At 69.2% G+C, this 18,455-nt stretch carries 20 protein-coding genes and 4 pseudogenes; 14 read left to right on the top strand and 10 right to left on the bottom strand.

All coding sequences use genetic code 11. From position 1 onward, the window contains the following. Nucleotides 1–588: 588 nt before the first annotated feature. The gene (locus FMEAI12_RS28855; protein ID WP_200835446.1) at nt 589–1,281 is read left to right on the top strand and encodes a TetR family transcriptional regulator; all 693 of its coding nucleotides are present in this window, start codon (nt 589–591) and stop codon (nt 1,279–1,281) included. A gap of 760 nt (nt 1,282–2,041) precedes the next feature. Next, nucleotides 2,042–2,866, top strand: a complete 825-nt coding sequence (locus FMEAI12_RS28845; protein WP_112108537.1) for a transposase family protein — start codon at nt 2,042–2,044, stop codon at nt 2,864–2,866. Between the two features lie 64 nt (nt 2,867–2,930). On the opposite strand, the gene FMEAI12_RS28840 is transcribed toward FMEAI12_RS28845, so the two are convergent. Beyond that, a complete protein-coding gene (locus tag FMEAI12_RS28840) occupies nt 2,931–3,161 on the bottom strand; it encodes an excisionase family DNA-binding protein (protein WP_112108536.1) in 231 nt (76 codons plus the stop codon). Nucleotides 3,162–3,221: 60 nt separating this feature from the next. Here FMEAI12_RS28840 and FMEAI12_RS28835 point away from each other — a divergent pair, with 60 nt between their 5' ends. Then, nucleotides 3,222–3,560 carry a DUF4326 domain-containing protein gene (locus FMEAI12_RS28835; protein WP_112108535.1) on the top strand — a complete coding sequence of 113 codons (339 nt, stop codon included), beginning with the start codon at nt 3,222–3,224 and terminating at the stop codon, nt 3,558–3,560. Nucleotides 3,561–3,636: 76 nt separating this feature from the next. Here FMEAI12_RS28835 and FMEAI12_RS39360 read toward each other — a convergent pair whose 3' ends face one another. Continuing rightward, the gene (locus FMEAI12_RS39360) at nt 3,637–3,768 is read right to left on the bottom strand and encodes a hypothetical protein (protein ID WP_255565754.1); all 132 of its coding nucleotides are present in this window, start codon (nt 3,766–3,768) and stop codon (nt 3,637–3,639) included. Between the two features lie 363 nt (nt 3,769–4,131). Between FMEAI12_RS39360 and FMEAI12_RS28825 the strand changes: the two genes are divergently transcribed. Continuing rightward, nucleotides 4,132–4,470 (top strand): EthD domain-containing protein, encoded by a 339-nt coding sequence (locus tag FMEAI12_RS28825; protein WP_160144344.1) that lies wholly within the window; start codon nt 4,132–4,134, stop codon nt 4,468–4,470. 181 nt (nt 4,471–4,651) lie between these two features. Here the strand turns inward: FMEAI12_RS28825 and FMEAI12_RS28820 are convergent, their stop codons facing one another. Beyond that, nucleotides 4,652–5,782, bottom strand: coding sequence for an endonuclease/exonuclease/phosphatase family protein (locus tag FMEAI12_RS28820; protein WP_112108532.1), 1,131 nt, complete (start codon nt 5,780–5,782; stop codon nt 4,652–4,654). Between the two features lie 173 nt (nt 5,783–5,955). Here FMEAI12_RS28820 and FMEAI12_RS28815 point away from each other — a divergent pair. Further along, nucleotides 5,956–6,372, top strand: a pseudogene (locus tag FMEAI12_RS28815) (IS630 family transposase); the annotation flags it as partial. 339 nt (nt 6,373–6,711) lie between these two features. Here the strand turns inward: FMEAI12_RS28815 and FMEAI12_RS28810 are convergent. Continuing rightward, nucleotides 6,712–7,203, bottom strand: coding sequence for a GbsR/MarR family transcriptional regulator (locus FMEAI12_RS28810; protein WP_071064623.1), 492 nt, complete (start codon nt 7,201–7,203; stop codon nt 6,712–6,714). 151 nt (nt 7,204–7,354) lie between these two features. On the opposite strand from FMEAI12_RS28810, the gene FMEAI12_RS28805 reads away from it, so the two are divergent. Then, a complete protein-coding gene (locus FMEAI12_RS28805; RefSeq protein ID WP_160144343.1) occupies nt 7,355–8,242 on the top strand; it encodes an alpha/beta fold hydrolase in 888 nt (295 codons plus the stop codon). Nucleotides 8,243–8,249: 7 nt separating this feature from the next. On the opposite strand, the gene FMEAI12_RS28800 is transcribed toward FMEAI12_RS28805, so the two are convergent. Continuing rightward, nucleotides 8,250–8,969 (bottom strand): histone deacetylase, encoded by a 720-nt coding sequence (locus tag FMEAI12_RS28800; RefSeq protein WP_200835445.1) that lies wholly within the window; start codon nt 8,967–8,969, stop codon nt 8,250–8,252. Nucleotides 8,970–9,027: 58 nt separating this feature from the next. On the opposite strand from FMEAI12_RS28800, the pseudogene FMEAI12_RS40265 reads away from it, so the two are divergent. The 5 genes and pseudogenes from FMEAI12_RS40265 to FMEAI12_RS28775 all read left to right on the top strand — a co-directional run. Beyond that, a pseudogene (locus FMEAI12_RS40265) lies at nt 9,028–9,310 on the top strand (glycosyltransferase); the annotation flags it as partial. Nucleotides 9,311–9,686: 376 nt separating this feature from the next. Then, the gene (locus tag FMEAI12_RS28790) at nt 9,687–10,091 is read left to right on the top strand and encodes a YchJ family protein (protein ID WP_112108530.1); all 405 of its coding nucleotides are present in this window, start codon (nt 9,687–9,689) and stop codon (nt 10,089–10,091) included. Nucleotides 10,092–10,304: 213 nt separating this feature from the next. Continuing rightward, nucleotides 10,305–10,875, top strand: a pseudogene (locus FMEAI12_RS28785) (dihydrofolate reductase family protein). 538 nt (nt 10,876–11,413) lie between these two features. Further along, on the top strand, nt 11,414–11,695 hold the full coding sequence (locus FMEAI12_RS28780) for a type II toxin-antitoxin system Phd/YefM family antitoxin (protein ID WP_112108529.1): 282 nt from the start codon (nt 11,414–11,416) through the stop codon (nt 11,693–11,695). After that, on the top strand, nt 11,692–11,973 hold the full coding sequence (locus FMEAI12_RS28775) for a type II toxin-antitoxin system RelE/ParE family toxin (protein WP_112108528.1): 282 nt from the start codon (nt 11,692–11,694) through the stop codon (nt 11,971–11,973). The genes FMEAI12_RS28780 and FMEAI12_RS28775 overlap by 4 nt, the downstream gene beginning before the upstream one ends. A 514-nt stretch (nt 11,974–12,487) precedes the next feature. Here FMEAI12_RS28775 and FMEAI12_RS28770 read toward each other — a convergent pair. Together FMEAI12_RS28770 and FMEAI12_RS28765 are read right to left on the bottom strand one after the other, a co-directional pair. Next, nucleotides 12,488–12,763, bottom strand: a complete 276-nt coding sequence (locus FMEAI12_RS28770) for a hypothetical protein (RefSeq protein ID WP_131626565.1) — start codon at nt 12,761–12,763, stop codon at nt 12,488–12,490. A gap of 49 nt (nt 12,764–12,812) precedes the next feature. Further along, the gene (locus tag FMEAI12_RS28765) at nt 12,813–13,427 is read right to left on the bottom strand and encodes a hypothetical protein (RefSeq protein WP_112108526.1); all 615 of its coding nucleotides are present in this window, start codon (nt 13,425–13,427) and stop codon (nt 12,813–12,815) included. A 187-nt stretch (nt 13,428–13,614) separates the two neighbouring features. Here FMEAI12_RS28765 and FMEAI12_RS38765 point away from each other — a divergent pair, with 187 nt between their 5' ends. The 3 genes and pseudogenes from FMEAI12_RS38765 (at nt 13,615) to FMEAI12_RS28750 (ending at nt 16,716) form a co-directional block, all read left to right on the top strand. Continuing rightward, nucleotides 13,615–15,504: a histidine kinase gene (locus FMEAI12_RS38765; protein ID WP_160144342.1), complete on the top strand. Its 1,890-nt coding sequence runs from the start codon at nt 13,615–13,617 to the stop codon at nt 15,502–15,504. Next, nucleotides 15,495–16,133 (top strand): annotated as a pseudogene (locus FMEAI12_RS28755) (response regulator transcription factor); the annotation flags it as partial. The gene FMEAI12_RS38765 and the pseudogene FMEAI12_RS28755, both read left to right, overlap by 10 nt. Before the next feature lie 313 nt (nt 16,134–16,446). Then, nucleotides 16,447–16,716 carry a VOC family protein gene (locus tag FMEAI12_RS28750; protein WP_235014721.1) on the top strand — a complete coding sequence of 90 codons (270 nt, stop codon included), beginning with the start codon at nt 16,447–16,449 and terminating at the stop codon, nt 16,714–16,716. A gap of 164 nt (nt 16,717–16,880) precedes the next feature. Here FMEAI12_RS28750 and FMEAI12_RS28745 read toward each other — a convergent pair whose 3' ends face one another. The 3 genes from FMEAI12_RS28745 to FMEAI12_RS28735 form a co-directional block, all read right to left on the bottom strand. After that, on the bottom strand, nt 16,881–17,174 hold the full coding sequence (locus FMEAI12_RS28745; protein WP_235014719.1) for a hypothetical protein: 294 nt from the start codon (nt 17,172–17,174) through the stop codon (nt 16,881–16,883). A 6-nt stretch (nt 17,175–17,180) separates the two neighbouring features. Next, entirely contained in the window at nt 17,181–17,339 is a 159-nt protein-coding gene (locus tag FMEAI12_RS28740; RefSeq protein WP_235014717.1) for a hypothetical protein, read from the bottom strand. A gap of 184 nt (nt 17,340–17,523) precedes the next feature. Further along, on the bottom strand, nt 17,524–18,417 hold the full coding sequence (locus FMEAI12_RS28735; protein ID WP_112108523.1) for a phosphotransferase: 894 nt from the start codon (nt 18,415–18,417) through the stop codon (nt 17,524–17,526). Nucleotides 18,418–18,455: the final 38 nt, after the last annotated feature.

Genomic DNA, 18,455 nt, shown 5'->3' with positions numbered 1-18,455 from the left:
GAGGAGGCGCCGGTGACCAGAGCTACCTTCTTGGTCATGTCAGTTCCTTTCGCCGTGTCGTGGTGTTGCACTCCGGCCAGGCCGGGGGCGCTGTCCGAGCAGGTACTGGCCGACACCCAATCGGGTCGGGAAGCATCTATCAGACCATCGGTCTCTACTGTAAGAGACCGATGGTCTCCAGTCAAGAGACCGCCGGTCTGTATCGCGTCGTACAGTTCGAGGTCGGCGCCGCAGGCGGTTCCTGTCGGCCGTCGTCAGTGGCGGGACGTGGGTCCCGACTTCGGGCGCGCACCCTCGAGCCGGCTCAACCGTCGCGAGTGAACAGTGGAGCGCGCGCCCCGCGAGTGCGTTGAACGCGCGACCCGACAGGGCGCGACGCAGGGCGAGGAGGGTTCGGCGCCGTAGCCGACGGCATAGCTGCGACGATCTTCGTGCCGCACGCAGGGAGGGGTCCGTGCGATCGGTTGCCGTTGCCCGCCAACGGGAGGTGCGCCTCCGACCGGCAGCCCTCGACCCTCGATCGGACCACCGACCCCCGAAGAGTAAGAGACCGACGGTCTATAGCCAAGAGACCGGCGGTCTCCTAGAATGGGTGGTGTGACAGCTTTCCAACGCGCCAGGAGCGAGGAGCAGCGCACCGTGCGGCGGCAGAGCATCCTCCAGACTGCCGCCACGATGCTCGATGAGATGCCCGTCGCAGCGCTGAGCCTGAACGAGCTGAGCCGCCGCGTCGGACTGGCGAAGTCCAACGTGCTGCGCTACTTCGAGTCGCGTGAGGCCGTGCTCCTCGACCTCCTCGACCACGCCGCCGCCGAACTCCTGGCAGAGATCGACGAGGCACTGCAGTCGAACGTCGACCCATCCGCCCCGCCGCACAGCAGGGCCCAATCCGTGGCCAGCGCACTCGCCACCTCGTTTGCAACTCACCCGATGCTCTGCGAACTGCTCAGCGCACAGGCCGGAGTGCTGGAGCACAACGTCTCCATCGAGGTCGCAACCCGGTACAAGCAGGGTGCACGCGACAGCCTGGTCGGACTTGCCACGCTCCTCCAACGCCTACTCCCCGAGCTCAAGGAAGAACGTTCCGCCCGAGCAGCCAGCATGATCATAATCCTCGTGGGAGCCCTGTGGACCCACAGTCATCCCGCCCCCGCCGTCCTCGCCGCCTACGACGCCGATCCGAGCCTGGCATTCATGCACGTTCCTTTCGCCGAGGCACTTGAACAAACAGTCGCGACCTTCCTGGTCGGCATGCTGATTGAGGGCGCCCACACTCCATAACCGCTGATTCCGAAGGCAGTGTTGCGTTCGGAGGGTCGGTAGCCCGGCGGATGTCTCACCCGAGACCGACAGGGAGGGCCCGTCCCGCGGCGCCCCATGCCCTCGGCGCCACCCCAACGCGGTCCGGGCGTCCGTGTGTGGAGCGGGCTCCACCATCGCAACCGGGCGGCCGACAGGGAGAAGAGCGTGGAGTCGTTGAATGCCGGGGAGGAAGTCATTGTTGCAGGGCTTCCACTTCCACCGATGCTTGCCGCAGTCAGGTGTGAAACGGGGAACTGCGCAGGAGCGCATCAGCGGCGGGACGTGCACCGGTGGCGGCGCGGCGGTGAACGCCTCGTAGGCGGCGCTTTCGCGGGCGAACCGTTCCCGCCACGGCTGTGCCTGGTCGGTGAGTACCTTCAGGACGGCCGGTTGATCCCGATAGGTGCCGGCGAGCAGAATCGCCTTCTCGGTGGCCCTTGACAGCCAGCGTCTGCCGGGGGTGGAAGTCCGGGTAGCAGTGAGCCCGGCTGTTCCCTCCCAGCAATCCGGATCAGCAGATCGCGCAACGTGTTCGGGTGGAGCACGCTGGCGTCGTAGACCACCACCGTGAAGGCCATCGGTCAGTGAGCCTTTCCGCGTGACTTTCGGTCACCACGTGTGATCGTCGCGGGGTGTAGTTGGCGCGGGTGAGGCTGAGGGCCGCGGTAAGGAAACGCGGGACCTCTGTTAGGAAGTCTGGTCCGACCAAAGATCAGCTTCTGAGAGGCCCCGCGTCCACGTGAGTGTCACATATACCGCCGAGTTGCCCCTCGGTGACCACACCGTCGACCGGCTGGAGGCCCTGCTGGCCGCGGAGCGGGCCCGCCGCGGCACCCGGGCGGGCAGGCGGGCGCTGGACTGCCGGGCGCAGGCCGTGCTCGTGCTGCGCTGGTTCGTCGACGGCACCCGGCTGGCCCAGCTCGTCCGCGACAACCAGATCGGCCGGTCGACGGGCTACGACTACCTCCACGAGGGCATCGCGGTGCTGGCCGCGCAGGCCCCCGACCTGCGCAACGTACTGCTGGCGGCGAAGGCCGCCGGCTACGGCCACGTCATCGTGGACGGCACGGTGATCGAGACGGACCGGGTCCGTGCTCCCGGCCCGACCGACGGCGTGGATCTCTGGTGGTCCGCCAAGGTCCACAACCATGGTGGGAACATCCAGGTTGTCTCCGCCCCGGACGACGGCTGGCCGCTGTGGACCTCGAACGTCCGCCCCGGCCGCGAGCACGACACCACCGCGTTGCGCGCCTCCGGCGCCCTGCCCGTCCTCGGGCGGTGGGCCGCAGGCGGTGGCGAGGTCCTCGCCGACCTCGGTTACGAAGGGCTACAGGACCAGGTCGCCGTCCCGTTCAAGAAGCCGAAAGGCGAGGCGCTCCCCGACGACCAGAAGAAGCACAACCGGGTTCACCGCGCCCTGCGCGCCGTCGGTGAACGCGCGAACGCGCTACTCAAGAGCACCTTCCGCACCCTGGGCAACATCAGCCTCGACCCCTGGAAGATCGGCAGGATCGTCGCCGCCGCTCTCGTGATCCTCCACATCGAACACGACCGCACCACCTGACAGCCACCACGGACCGCACGACCTTGTGAATCACACACCGTAACGGACGGTTACACGGAAAGGCTCAGTGCATCCCCAGCTCCTGGGTCAGCCCGGTCAGGTCGTCGGCCGCACCCCCGCGCTCCAGGTCGTCGCGGCTCCGGTACTCGTGGAGGTCACGGAACCTGACCCGCCGATGGGTACCGACCAGACAGAACAGGATCTCGCCGGACTCCAACAGCCTGATCGAATAGGGCCGGGACACGGTCAGGAAGTCAGCCGCCTGCTGTGTGGTCACCTCAGCGGAGTCGGGCATGACGTTGATGCGCTTCCCCTCCGTCAGGTACGACGTCGCGCAGCACGACCTGGAGGCAGTATGACCACCACCCCGGCCCGCATCCGGCTGTCCCGCGTCCCGGGGTGGCGCATGCCGGCGGGCGCCGAGAAGGTCGACCGGACCACCCCGTGGGGTAACCCGTTCGATCACCGTGAGTGTGGCCGGGCCGACGCCATCCGGCGGTACGCCGCATGGCTCGCCGGTGAGGGACCGGACGAGCTGCCCGGGGGCCGGCGCGTGGGGATGGTCTCCCGCTCCTGGGTGCTCGACCACCTGCCCGACCTCGCCGGCCATCAGCTGGCGTGCTGGTGCCCGCTGGACGAGCCGTGTCACGCCGACGTACTCGCTCGCCTCGCCACCGAGAGTGCCGGGGCCTGACAGTCCCCGGTGCGGCTGGGTGTCGGCCGCACCCCTGACCACGCTGGCCGCGAAGATGGAACCCGGTCACAGCCGGCTACCCCACAGCGGGACGCAGATCGGACAGCACCCCGACCTCGATTTCGAGCATCCGGAGCCTGTCCTCGGGAAGCAGCGCGAGGATCGCCTCCACCTGCACCCGCAGGCCGGGATCGGACGTCCACCTCACCGCCGGAGGCTGGCCGGCCGTCGCTGTCGCCCGGCCTCCACGGCTTGCCTGCCGGGCCGCATACCTCGCCGTCCCTCGGTCCCGCACGAACCGCTCAGCCCGATCGTCATCGGACCTTGGAGGATCTTCGACATGAACTGATCATCCGTCAGGCCACCGCGCGCCTCGCGCCCCACCAGGTCCCAGGGGGTCACTTCTCAGGAAACTGCGACACAGGCCCCCGGCGTCATCCACGGTGGCTTCGTGGCCCGCCCGCACACACCACGCACCGTGGGGTTTCCTGCACGACGTGTACGGGGCGCTCGCGGCCGCGCTCGAACCGTCGATCTCCAGGGAGAGCGTGTGATCAAGATCGTGTCCCTCATGAGCCGCAGGCCAGGCCTCACGATGGACGAGTTCATCGCCTACTACGAGGAGAAACACGTTCCCCTGGTGAGCAGGCTGCTGCCCTTCTATTCCGACTACCGGCGCAACTTCGCGGTGGAGGGCACCGAACACCGGACCGGTCACATGGCCCCGGGTCGCGCCACGGAGCGGCTGTTCGACGTCATGACCGAGCTGACCTACGAGAGCGAGGAAATGTACCGGAAGACGGTCGACGCCCTCGCCGGCGAGGAGATCGGGCGGATCATCGCCGAGGACGAGGCCCGTTTCCTCGACCGCTCGTCCATACGCACCTACATCGTCAACGAACGCCGATAGCGACGTTTGGAGCACCCACCACATCCCCGCCGGATCGAGGTTCTTGGTCGTGGTGGGACTCCCCCAGCCAACGACGTCCCCCACAACCGAGAAATACCAGGTAACAGCATTTGCCACTTCTCATGATCCTCGAGACGGGCAGAGGTGCTCTGGTACACCGCCGAGAAAACGCAGGTTAATGCTATGGACGGGAGATCGCGAGTGTGGCTACAACGCCCGCGTGATCGGAAGGCCACAACCCAGAGAGGGTCCGGTCGCGCAGTTTGTTGCCGATTACGGTCGCCCGAACCACCTGAATGTGTCCGGAATCTGAATCTTCGGGACGCATAGAATTGTACAGCACGTAGTCGATGCGCTCGTAAAGAGTTGACGGCACCGTATCAAGGTCTATCTGAGTGGCGGTGAAGCCGCCATCGGGGCCATGGATCGCCGTCCACGCGTCCGTATACCCGTCCTGAGCGAAAAGAGCGTACGGGCCAGTGGGGTCACTGGGCGGTGCGTTCAGATCACCGAGCAGGACCACCGGGTGTGCCGCGGTGGCGAGCTTGGTACGCAGCTCTTCCGCCTGGGCGTTACGGATCTGCGGGCTGTCGGGGTCAAGATGGGTATTGGCGACTCGTACCGTCCGGCCCCGAGCCGTCACGTCGACCGCTGACCAGCCGCGTGGAATCGCGATCGGTCCCGCCGCGGTCGGGATGGTCAACCGAGCCATGTAATCATGCGACTCGGAGTGGCTGACTCGCCACCGGCCGGTGGTGCCGGTTCGCACAAGAATCGCATCGTGATCGGTCAAGCTCACCTGTCGGGTAGGACCGATCGGCGACTGGGCGGTGAAGTTGGTGTTCTTCGCGGCAACCTCGTAGTTCAGGCCCTGTTCCCTGAGCGCCTTGAGCAGGATCGGCAGGTAGTCGACAGTGGTGCGCAGCGGACCGCCGATCGGGCCCTCTTTCCACAGCGCGACCTCCTGCAGGCCGAGCACGTCGGGCCGTTGCCGGGCGAGCAGCCTGGCAATCGCCCGCGCCCGCGCAGGGAAGTCAGCCCACAGCACGTGCCGGTAGGCGATTCTGGTCTGGCGGATCATCTCCGCTAGATTTGGGGCGGCGATGATTGGGGAGAGGTCGGCGCCAAGATACAGGTTGTAGGTGTTGACCTTGAGGTGTTTCGCGGCTGGCCCATCGGCTGGACGGCCGTCGAAGCCGGCCATGGCCGTCCGGATGGGAGTCGTTTCAGCCAGCGCCGGCACAATGAAGGAAAAATTAGCCAGCAGCACCACTACCAGTAGCATGAGGTGCCGCCGCACACGGAGTTCCATATATCCATTCCTTAATTCCGGAAAATGACGCACGGAACAGGATGCGAGCGCAGGGCATCCGCCAGGCGCGGACGGTACCGAAGTCGCGTGAACCACTGAAGCGACGCGCCGTGACGCGAAGAAGAACCGAAAGCAGCTGGATCTGATTGTTCCGCATGAGATTCCGGTAGAAATTTCACAACCCGCCGGAGAAGGCGGTCGTGCTCTGCGCCGACGAGAAAAGCAAGATCCAGTCCCTCGACCGCTCCCTGCCGATGATGCCCGGCATGCCCGAACAGCGCACCCACGACTACCTGCGCCACGGCATCACCAGCCTGTTCGCCGCCTTCGACATCGCCGACGGCACCGTCGTCGGCGAGCTCCACCGTCGCCACCGCGCCATCGAGTTCCGCCGCTTCCTGACCCTCATCGACAAAACCGTGCCGGCCGACCTCTATGTCCACCTGGTCTGCGACAACTACTCCACCCACAACACCGCCGAGATCAGGACCTGGCTGGGCCGTCACCCCCGCTTCCACGTCCACTTCACCCCGACCGGCTCCTCCTGGCTCAACCAGGTCGAACGCTGGTTCGGACTGCTCACCGACAAACGATGTCGAGATCACCGGTGATGTTGGGAGAACCCTGCAGACGGGTACCGACCCCACCGACGATCACATAGCTCGCCTGATGGTCGGCGAGGCGTCGCAGCAGACCGCGAAGACGGAACCCGGTCACGGCCGGCTACCCCACAGCGGGACGCAGATCGGACAGCACCCCGACCTCGGATTCGAGCATCCGGAGCCTGTCCTCGCCCTACCCGTGCCAGCCGCCTCCGACAGAACGCGACACCCACCGGGCGAGAACGAACGCCCCCTACCCGTCCATCGATGGCAGGCGCGGCGACCCAGGACCGCCCCAACGCGGACTCGGCCGACGTGCATCAGCTCTCAGGCGCCGGAGCGGCCGGTGGCCTCCCAGCGCCGGAGCATGTCGGTGAGTTCCCGGCGCATGAAGTCGAAGAAGGCCAGGGACTCCGCCAGCCGTCGGCCGGCGACGCTGTCCGGCCCGGCGACCTCGATGCCCGCCCGGATCTGCTCCTCCCAGCGGGCCAGCGCCACGTCCCGGCTGCGCATGATGTTCAGCCACACGTCGGCGTCGACGCGAAACCGATCCTGCCGTTCACCGGCCGGCCGCTCGCGCACGATGATGCCTGCTCCGGTCAGCATCCGCACCGCGCCGGAGATCGACGCGAGGCTGACGCCGAGGCGTTCGGCGAGCTCCGCGGCGCTCAGGCTCTCCGCCTCGGACGCGTACAAGCAGACGAACACCAGGGCCGGCATCCGCGGCAGACCAGCCTCGCGCAGCACGCCGGCGAACCGCTCGGTGTAGCGGAGCACCGCCTTACCGTCGGGCTCGGCAGGCGTCTTCCTGGTCGGCACAGCAGGACTCCGTCCGCGCTAAGTTTTCAGAAATTTTCAAAAAATTTGATACAACCAGCAGGCAGTGGCCTCGGAACCGGTCACACCCGCCGTCACTCCGCCCGGCACTCCGCCCGTCGCTCTCCGGCCGTCCGATGGAGGATCATCGCAGGTGAGTCGCTACCGACGAGACCTCGCAGCCGCACGCCGTCGGCTCGCCGCCCCACCCGCGCCGCTGCGCACCGTCTCGACACCGCAGGGCGCCGTGGAGTACCTCGATCTCGGCGAGGGAACACCGGTGCTGGTCGTGCACGGCAACAACGGCGGCTGGGACCAGGCGGCGGACTGGTCACGCCGGCGCCTCGGCCCCGGTCACCGCACGATCGCGGTGTCCCGGTACGGCTACCTGGGCTCCGAGCTGCCCCCGGGCGCCACCACCACCGGCCAGGCCGACGCGCTGGCCGCGCTGCTCGACGCCCTGAGCCTCGACCGGGCCCACGTCGTCTCGCTGTCCGCCGGTTCGATGGCCGCGGCGCGGCTGGCCCTCAGCCACCGGGATCGGGTCGAACGACTCGTGCTGGAGTCCCCGGTGCTGCCCGCGGCCAGGCCGCTACGGCTGCCCCCGACGTTCGTCCTGCGGGCGATGCTGCGCTCGGAGCGGCCGACCTGGCTGACCACCGTCCGCCCGTCACTGGTCGCCCGCGCCAGCGGCGTCGGCTGGACGAACCTGGACGCCGACGGCCAGGCCGAACTGGCCGAGATCATGACCACCCTGCTGCCGGTGCACCCCCGCCGCGCCGGCATGATCTTCGACAACGTCGTGACCGCACCCGAGATGCTCGCCGACCAGCTGCCCTGGGAGGAGATCAGCGTCCCGACGCTGGTCGTCACCGCCGAGGACTCCCCGCTCCCCCGGCCCGCCGCCGCGCGGGCTGTCGTCGACCGCCTGCCGCGCGGGAACCTGCTCGTCCTGCCGCGTGGCGGGCATCTCCTGCTGGGGAACATCGGGCCGCTGCGCGCGGCGCTCGCCGCCTTCCTGACGGACATCACGCCCAGGTGAGGAGGGATCACCCGGCGGATTCGGTCACGTCCGCGGCGGTGAGACGTCCGGCGATCTCGTCGGGCTGCCAGACGCCGTGGGCGCCGGGCAGCCCGGCCAGGTAGGCGGCGATCCGCGCCGGCGGCCAGCCGTTGCCCTCCCGCAACCCGGCCGCCAGCATGTCCAGGTAGGCCCCGGAAGGAGCGGTGAGAGCGACGTCGGCCAGCCCCCACGGGGCGGTGAACGTCAGCAACGGCACCGGACCCCAGTGGCCGACGAGCAGCACCGTCTCGTACCGGCCGGGCCCGAGAACAGCCCGGCCGGCGCCGAGCAGAGCGGTCAGGTCGAGGTCGAGGTCGCCGCCGGGTTCCCGGTGCATCTCCTGCGCCGCGATGTCGACGAACTGCTGGCGGCTGAGCAGGTACGCGCGGGCCGCGGCCAGACCGGGCACCGCCGGGTCGTAGAACGCCATCCCACCACCCCAGACCTTCGACTCCAGGGCGAAGTACACCGATCCCGGCAACAGGAGCGGCGCGGTGGCACGCGGCGGACGACGGTCACGGCAACCCGGGTAGACGTGGGTCGTACCCGGCATCGTCCCGCCCGCCAGGTAGTAGGCCAGCCGCGACGACCGCAGGTTCGACCCGTAACTGACGTACCAGACCAGTGGCGTGCCCGCCCGATCCACCGCCACCTCGGCCTCCTCGACCACCGCTCGCCGCCCGGCTGACGTCCACGCCCGTCCCATCCTGGACCGTCGACAGTTCTCACCCCCGTCTCACCCCCGGATCAACGCCCCTGCGGAGACGACGGCAGCCCAGGCTGGCGTTCCTCAGGTGGTGGTAACCCAGGCGGGTGACCAGCTGTACCGGGCTGGCCGGGTAGCGGACCTGGGTGTCGGCGCGGCACACGACGGTCCGGCTCCGACCACCGAGTCCCTGTCCGCCGCGCTCAGCACCGCTCTGAACCCCCGAGACCCGCGCACGCGCGACAGCCCTGGGCTGCACGATTCGCAGCGACGGGGTGACCGTGGCCGCAGCGCTGCTGCTCGACGCGGTCAGCCGAGAAAGGCCTTCCGTGTCCGTGTGAACCCCCCGAAGCAGCCGGCAGGTCTCGCCGCGCGCCCGCCGGGCGTCGTGGACTACCGAGACCGCCACCGCGATACCCTGACGGGCATCAGCTCAGCCCACGCCGTGCGCTCGTGGAGGTCCCTCCTGACCGAGATGATGGCGCCCACGTGGATGCGTGCGGTCGCCGGCTCTCGGCCGCGCACACCGATCAGCGGCCGCGCTCGTCACACGCGCACGAACAAGGCACCTCGCCGGAGTCCGAGCTCGCCGGGGCCGGCGCTTGACCCGGCGACCTGGATCGCCGAGGTTGCCGAGGCACGCGGGCGCGCTGGCAGGGGTCCTGAGGGCCGGCAGGCGGAGTTGACCTACTCTCTCGTGACGCCACGCCGCACCGCATGAGCGTCGTCGACCAGTGCCCGTGCGGCTCCCACCGGGAGTACGCGGAGTGCTGCGAGCCTTTCCATCTCGGGAACCCGGCGCCGACCGCCGAGGCGCTCATGCGATCCCGCTACAGCGCCTTCGCCCGCGGCCTCGCGCCGTACCTGCTGCGCACCTGGCATCCCTCGACGCGCCCCAAGCGCCTGGACCTGGACGCCGGTATGACCTGGCGCGCCCTGCAGATCGTCGACACCGTGAACGGCGGCCCGGGCGACGACACCGGTGTCGTGGAATTCCGCGCGATCGCGCGCTCGGCGGACGGCGAGCGTCGCGTGCAGCACGAGCGCAGCACGTTCACGCGGATCGACGGCCGCTGGCTCTATGTGGATGCCGGGACGGGACCGCTGGTCCGCGACCGGTGATCATGCGGCCGCCTCCAGCCCGGCTTTACAGCCTCGCCAGTGCTGCCCTCGAGCGACACTGGCAGAACAAGGGTGCCGGTCCTTCGGTGCTGCGGCTACGCGATCCTCGCACCCTCCCAGCAGGTCCGAACGGGGGACCGAGGAGAAATGGCGGCGGCGCCGGTCTGATGACGGTCCGCCAGATGCCCGCGACCGCAGCAGGGAGAGCCACCCATGAGACCGCTCCGATACTCGATCAACATCACCCTCGACGGCTGCTGCGACCACCGGGTAGGGATGATCCCGGACGAAGAGTCGCATCGCTACTGGGCCACCAATCTGGGAACGAGCCGATGCCCTTCTCTTCGGCCGGGTGACCTACAAGATGATGGAGGCGGCGTGGCGGCAGCCGGCGACGGGAACGTGGCCTGACTGGATGGCTGACTGGATGGTCCCCTTCGCCCGGACGATCGACGGGGCGAAGAAGTACGTCGTGTCGGGCACCCTGGACCAGGTCGACTGGAACGCGGAGCTCGTGCAGGGTGACCTGGGGAAAGCTGTTCAGCAGCTCAAGCGGGAGCCTGGAAGAGGCCTGTTCGTGGGAGGCGTGACGCTCCCGCTGGCCTTGGCGGATCTGGGATTGATCGATGAGTACGAGTTTGTCGTGCAGCCCATCCTGGCGGGCCACGGGCCGACGTTGTTCGTCGGTCTGAGCGAGCGACTCGAGCTGAAGCTCGTGGGGCGCCAGGAGTTCCGGTCGGGGGCGGTCGCTCTGCGGTACCAGCCCGGTCGAGTCTCGGCTTGAAGGTCGGCTGCCTCTGGGCACGCGGGCCTGGCAACTCCGCCACAACGCCGAGGTCGACACAGGCGTGCCCTCGAACGCCGGGTCCGTGACCACCGTCGTCATGGAGTGTGCAGGTCAGAGACCTGAACGATCTTCTCTGTAAGCGCCGATGACCACGGTGAACTGGCCGTTCATTGCACGTTCTCCGCCGTGCTGAGCAGCGAGGACACCGATCGGACGTGAACGGAAGTGCGCCAGTTCACCGTGGTGTCGTCGATCTTCCATCAGCGTCATCCTCCGAGCCGGAGGGTGGAAGATCGACCCTGAGCGCGGCCGCTCCGAGCTCGTAGTCGTCGCCCTGTTCGACGAGACGCGCCGCCGCCCTCCAGAGGCCGGGTAGCGCAAGCCAGCCCTTGCCGCGACCCGCGGCCCGCGCGGTTCCGCCACGGCCACGCCCGCTTCTCGACCGTGGACGACATCGCGGCATGCCTCAACCAACATCGTCCGTCCACGTGCACCAGGCCAGCCCTCACCTGAGAGGAGACTAGAATTCTGGTCTATGCAGACGCTACCGCTGTCCGACGTGAAGGCCCGGCTGTCCGAGATCGCCGACGAGGTCGATCGGACGCACGAGCGCGTGCACATCACCCGTAACGGCCGCGACTTCGTCGTGTTGATGGCCGCCGAGGATCTGGAGCGCCTGGAGGAGACAATCGCGATCTTGAGCGACCCGCTGACGATGCGTCAGCTCGCCGAGTCGGACGCCGAGCTTGCTCGCGGCGAAGTCGTGACGGCAGAGGAGATCGCCGAGGACATGCGGCGCAAGTTCGGCGCCGCATGACCGACCCCGTCAGCCGCTACGTCCTCCAAATGTCTCCAGCGGCCCGCCGCGCACTCAACGAGAGTCTCCCCCACACCGTGGCCGCAGCGGTCTACGAACTGATCACCGGGCCGCTCCTGGACGCTCCCTACCGGGTCGGGAAACGGCTCATGCCACCGCTCGATGACCGGTTCAGCGCGCGGCGGGGGACCTACCGGGTTATATACCGCATCGACGACAAGGCCATGACCGTCACGGTCGTCGCCATCGACCACCGCCGCGACGTCTACCACCGCTGACCGCCCGAAGAGCACTGGTCAGACGCCGGACCGATCGGCCCGGTAAGCGCCGATGACCACGGTGAACTGGCCGTTCAATACACGTTCTCCGCTGTGCCGAGCTGCGAAGTCACCAATCAGAGGCGAACGGAAGTGCGCCAGTTCACCGTGGTGTTATCGATCTTCCATCCAGGTCGCCATCCGGGCCGAAGGGTGGGCGGTCGACGCGGAACCAGGCTTGCCCCCGACAAGGTGAGCAGCTTGTCGTGCGTGCTCGGCGGCGCACGCCACGTCCTAGACGTCCGCGCCTGGTGGGCGGACCGCGCGGGCGTTCCTGCTCCTCGTGCCGTGCTTCGGCGCGTTCCTGACCGCGATGGCACCTCGCGGTGGAGTCCACGGACGTGAGGGGGACGGCCAGCAGTCAGGCCACCGGTCCCCACGCCGAACGCTCTCCCCTCCGAGGCAAAGGGGAGAGCGTTCGGCGTCTTCGCGTGAGCGCGGCTCGTTATCCGCTCGAGCAACGTTACCGGCGGCTCTACCAGCTGAACCAGTAGAACCAGACGGACAGCGGTGCGACGTTTGCACCTGTCGACGGGAATTTGTTGTGCCAGACCGTGGCCGGACCGAAGGAGTAGTAGTTGCTGACGCCGGCTACCCCGTACTGCGACTGAGCGACCCACGCGACGAGGTCGGGATACGTCGGCAGCCAGCTGATGACGTCGTCGCGGCCGTCACCGTTGAAGTCGCCGGCGCGCGTCCCCGCCCCGGAGACACTCGCCGCGTCGGCAGTGCCGACGAAGCCCGAGCTCACGGCCGCGGCCACGAGGACAGCAGGCCGATCCGTCGGATCCAGCCCCGATTCATGACGCCATCCTTGCTGTCGTAGATCCGCTCACGGTGGAGTCAGCAGCCGGTGGAAGTGGTGGTGGCGGCGGTGCGGGCGTTCGCCGCACGGCCAGTGCGCCGAAACCGATGACAGCGGCGATGCTGTCCGCGATACCGAGCGCAGGGACGTCGCCGATGTTCGCGACCGGGAACGCCAGCGCAGCCAGCCCGATCAGGGACACCGTCCATCGCGGCGCGACACCTCGCAGTGCGATCGCGCACAGGAGGAGCATCAGCGGGAAGCCCAGGCCGAGCGGTTTGATCAGGGTGGCCGCGCCGTCCCGATCGACGAGGGAGACGTCACCGAGAGCGACGTGGATCGTGTCGAAGCCGTAGGCGACGTTGCCGGCGATCCCGATCGAACCGACGGCCAGCAGCACAGCCGTCAACGTGCCGGATGTCCAGGTCGCGACCCGGACCAGGACGAGGGTGTAGGCGGTGGCACCGAGCACGTGGAAGACCCCGCCCGCGGAGTCGGACTCCCAGCCGCGCAGGGCGTAAAGAATGTTGGCTACCAGGTAGAGGACGGGCGCGACGACGAGTGACGCCGTCAGCAGCCGGTCGGCGGATGAGCCGGGAACGGCGTTCACGGGACGCTCCTCGGGGACTGACCGAATCGGACCCGATCACGGTCGCGGTTCGGCCGCGGCGACACATCCAAGCCGACCCGGCGGGATGGCAAGGGTTGTCCCTGTTCCGCACGGCGAGTGCCCGGTGCACCATGTCGCAATGCTTCGGATCCCGCCACGCGTGTCGGGATCGGCGGCCGCCGCCGCTGTGACCACGCTGGTGGCGGGTGGGTTCGCCCTCGGGTTCCGGCTGGACGACCTGCACAACGGCCTGCTCGCCGTCGTCTTCACCGCCGTCGGGCTCTACGTGGTGCGGCAGCGGCCGGTCAACCGCGAGGCCTGGCTGTTCGTCGCCACCGGGGTCGCGCAGGCGGCGATGTTCGCCGCCCGCCAGTACGGCCTGCACTCTCCCGCGTTGCCCGCCGCCTCCTGGATCGGCTGGCTCGGGGTGTGGCCGCTTTCGCTGGTGTTCGTGCTGACCGCGGTGACTCTCATGAGCTTCCCGACCGGGCGGCTGCCCTCGCCGGCCTGGCGGGCGGCCGTCTGCGCGCTGGCCTTGCTGGGCGTGGTACTCGCGGCGATGTCGGCACTGTGGCCGGTCGAGTACGGACGGGTGCCGCTGGCCGCGCCGCATCCGCTGCACGTCCCGGGCGCCGCGACCGCGGCCGCCGTCCACCCCGTCGCGATAGCGATCGGCTACCCGGCGTTCCAGCTCGTCTGGGTGGTGTGCGCGATCGGGCGGCTGGTACGCGCCGACGGCGACGAGTCCCGGCAGCTGCGCTGGTTCGTCCTCGCCGTGGCGGCGACGGGGATGGTGATGGCCGCGGGGCTGATCGGGTGGGGAACACCCGTACCCGGGCTGCTGGCAGTACCGCTGGTGCCGCTGGCTGCGGGGGCGGCGATCCTCAAGTACCGCCTTTACGACGTCGACCCGGTGATCAACGCGACGCTCGTCTGGGGCGCGATGGCGGCGGTGGTGACCCTCGGGTACGCCGTCGTCGTCGTCGCTGTCGGCAGCCTGATCGGCGGTTCCGGCACTCTGCTCGCGCTGCTGGCCACCGCGTTGGTAGCCGTGGCGTTCGAGCCGTTGCGCCACCGCGCCCAGCGGGTGGCGGACCGGGTCGTCTACGGCCGCCGAGCCACCCCGTACGAGGCCCTGTCCCGGCTTTCCGCCCAGCTGACGGGCCCGGCGAGTGGGCTGCTCGACGGGCTGTGCGCCACAGTCGCCGAAGGCACGGGCGCACGGCGGGTGGTGCTGTGGACGGGACCAGCCGACGGGCTGCGCGCCGTGTCGGCGTGGCCGGCGGGATACCCGGACGAGGTCCGGACCCTCGACGAGCTGACCCTCGGCGGGCATGCGGTACCGGTGGCGCACGGGGGCCGAACCGTCGGCACGCTCGCCGTGACCATGGGGGCGCGTGGTGCGCTGACCTCCCAGGAGCGCGGCCTGCTCGCCGACCTGGCAGCCCAGGCGGGTCTTGTCCTCGAGTTGCGCGCGAGCGCCCAGCGGCTGGTCGTCGCGGGCGACGAGGCCCGGCGCCGGTTGGAACGCGACCTGCACGACGGGGCCCAGCAGCGGCTGGTCACCGTCGCGCTGGAACTGGGCGCGCTCGCCAAGGCCGCCGACGGCGCCACCGCGTTCGCCGAGCGGGCCGAGTCCGCCCGCCAACAGCTGCTGGCGGCCACCGCCGAGCTGCGCGAGACCGCGCGCGGGCTGCACCCGGCCGTGCTCACCCAGGACGGACTGGAAGCCGCGCTCGACTTCCTCGCCGACCGGTCGGCCGTTCCGGTACGGCTGCACGTCGCCGTGGACCGCCGGCTGCCACCCGCCGTGGAGGCGACGGCGTACTTCGTCGTCAGCGAGGGCCTCACGAACGCCGCCAAACACGCCCAGGCCCGGATCACGACCGTCACCGCGCGGCTGACCGGGCGCGGGCTGCTGCTCGAGGTCGGCGACGACGGCGTCGGCGGAGCACAGGCCCGCCCGGGATCCGGCCTGGAGGGACTCACCGACCGCCTCGCCGCCCTGGACGCCCGGCTGATCGTCGACAGCGGACCCACCGGAACGCGGCTGCGGACGGTGATCCCGTGCGGGTGATGCTGGCCGACGACGCCATCCTGTTCCGCGAAGGACTGGCCCGCATCCTGACCGAGATGGGCTTCGACGTTACCGGCCGGTGCGGCGACGGGGACACCCTGGTCCGTATGGTGCACGGCGACCCACCCGACGTGGCCGTGCTGGACCTGCGGATGCCACCGGGTTTCGCCGACGAGGGCATCGAGGCGGCGAGAGCCGTCCGAGCCGCAGCACCCTCGGTCGGGCTGATGGTGCTGTCACAGTACGTGGAGGTCCACCACGCTCTGCGGCTGATGACCGACTTCGACGGCGGGGTCGGCTACCTGCTCAAAGACCGTGTCTCCGACCTGCACGTCTTCGGCGCCGAGCTCCGCAAGGTCGCTGCCGGAGGCACCGTGATCGATCCTGACCTGGTGGTCCGCCTCGTCGCACGGCGCCGCGAGGACGACCCGCTGGGCAGGCTCACCGAACGGGAACGGGCGGTACTCGCCCTCATGGCACGCGGACACTCCAACACCGCCATCGCCACCGACCTCTACCTCGCCGTGAAGACGGTCGAGGCGCACGTGACCTCTATCTTCGCCAAACTGGACCTGGCACCGGGCGAGCGCGAACACCGGCGCGTACTCGCGGTCCTGCGCTTCCTACGCGCATGGGCCCCGCGCCAACGGCCAGGGCCATGGGTGCGGGCCTGCTATGTCCACCACTCACGCCAGATCGGGGCGTGCTGGACGGATCGGGACCTGCTCGCCGCGCTCAGGTATTTCGCTTCGGCCACCGGTCTGGAATCGCTGCACGGCCTCGACCGGTGACCCACCGCAGACCACAGCGGCTGGATAGCCTCTCCAGATCGTCGTCCCCGCGGAGAGGCATTCCCGTGTTCGGACCGCCCACCATCGTCATGACCTTCGCCGACGATCCGAGGAGTCCGCACGCCGGTGGGCCGGCGTCCTCAACGCCCCGGTGCACCTCGACGTCGACGGCGACTCCGTCTACGCCTGGCTGAACGTGTCCGGCATCGAGCTCGGATTCCACCAGGCCGACGACGACCGCAACCCACGCGGCGGATCCCCCGTCATCTACTGGTCCGTCACCGACCTCGACGCCGTCCGCGGGCAGCTCCTCGACGCCGGCTGCCGGCACCACCGCGGACCGCTCACCGTCACCGAAGGACGACAAATCTGCCAACTCGTCGACCCCTTCGGAACCATCATCGGCCTCGAAGGACCGTGATAGCGAGCCAGCGGGGAAAGGGCGGGTGCTGGTAGGCCAACCACCCTGCCCCCCTTTGGCCCTGCCTGCTGTCCGATGACCGGCGGATGGGGACCGCGAAGGGTGGCTGGCGTACCGGTGCGGTCGCCGTACATCGACCGCATCCACGTAGTGCAGCCTCAAGACTAGCGCCACGCACGCGCCGCGGGACTGGATCCCGCCGACGGACATATGGTCGACGCGATCCGATCGCGGTCGAACGCAGCGCTATCCACTGGCGCCTTCTTCTGGGTGGACGGGCCGGAGATGGCTGCCGCGAGCCGGGCGAGGTTGTCAGGAGTCGGTTCCGGAACGATGTCGAGATCACCGGTGATGTTGGGGGAACCCTGCAGACGGGCACCGACCCCACCAACGATCACGTAGTTCACCCGATGGTCGGCGAGGCACTGCAGCAGACCGCGAAGATGGAACCCGGTCACAGCCGGCTACCCCACAGCGGGACGCAGGTCGGACAGCACCCCGGCCTCGGCTTCGAGCATCCGGAGCCTGTCCTCAGGAGGCAACGCGAGGATCGCCTCGACCTGCACCCGCAGGCCAGGATCGGACGTCCATGGCCGCCCGACATAGCGGCGTGCACGCGCCATCGCCTCAGCGGCCCGTGCACGGTAGTAGGCGGCACGTTCGCCGTTTGCTCGCTCGCTGCCCGCCGTGGCCGACGTGGCTGGTGAACGGGAAGCGAGGGCATCCGCCGGGATCTCCACCCGGTAAGGATGCCAGCTGCCACCGACAGAACGCAGCGACCGCCAGGCAGGGGTGCCCGCCTCTCCATCAGAGGCGGGTGGCGACAGCACGGGTGACCTCGACGGCGAGGGGACGGAGACGGTCCAGGCGCGCGGCGAGGGCCGGGTGCCGGTCGGCCTCGTCACGGTGGATGCGGATCTCCCGGGCGAGCAGGACCGCCGCGTTGAGCCAGAAGGCGTCCCCGTCGAGGCCGGAGGCGGTCCGGGACTGCAGGTCCGGGTCGTCCACGGCGAGGACCCACAGCAGGGCGTGGTCGTAGCCGGGCAGGTAGAGCCCGGCGTACTCCCAGTCGAGTACCGCTGAGACGGCGTCGTCGTCGAGCAGCATGTTGGCAGGCAGGAGATCCCCGTGGGCGAACTGCCACCGGGCCCGAGCGGTGACGCGCCGGTACAGAGCGAGCAGTGCCATGACGCTGTCAGCGCCGAGCACGCCATGTCCACCGGGGCCGTAACGGAGAATGCGCTGCGGATAGTCGACCACAGGAGTGAAGACCACCGGTGCCGTCCAGTCCGCGAGCGTGTCGGCGGCGTGCAGGAGCGCGTCGGCAGCGGCCGCGGGCAGGGTCGCGTCCAGGTAGCGATGGCGGGCCACCGGTAGGCCGCATATCCGCTCGACGAGCAGCAGCCCAGGGGAGGGTGGCGCCAGCAACACCGGGACACGCACCGGTGGAGGTGCGACGGTGAACACCTCGTAGGCGGCGCGCTCACGGGCGAACCGCCCCCGCCACGGCCGCGTCTGATCGGTGAGTACTTTCAGGACGGCCGGTTGATCCCCGTAGGTGCCGGCCAGCAGAACCGCCTTGCCGGTGTTCGCCACCGTCCGCCGGGGACGAAAGTCCGGATAGCACCGTCGCGCATGCCGCAGCTGATCGGCGTTCAGACCGCTTCTCCCCCACCCTGCCCGCACCTCGGTGTCCGCCATGGGATCCTCCGCGACTCCAGCCCGTCACCCACCCTTGT

This window comes from Parafrankia sp. Ea1.12, assembly GCF_900465275.1.
Classification (GTDB): Bacteria; Actinomycetota; Actinomycetes; order Frankiales; family Frankiaceae; genus Parafrankia; species Parafrankia soli.
The sequence above is the reverse complement of the archived record's forward strand: the minus strand, read 5'-3'. Positions and strand labels throughout refer to the sequence as shown.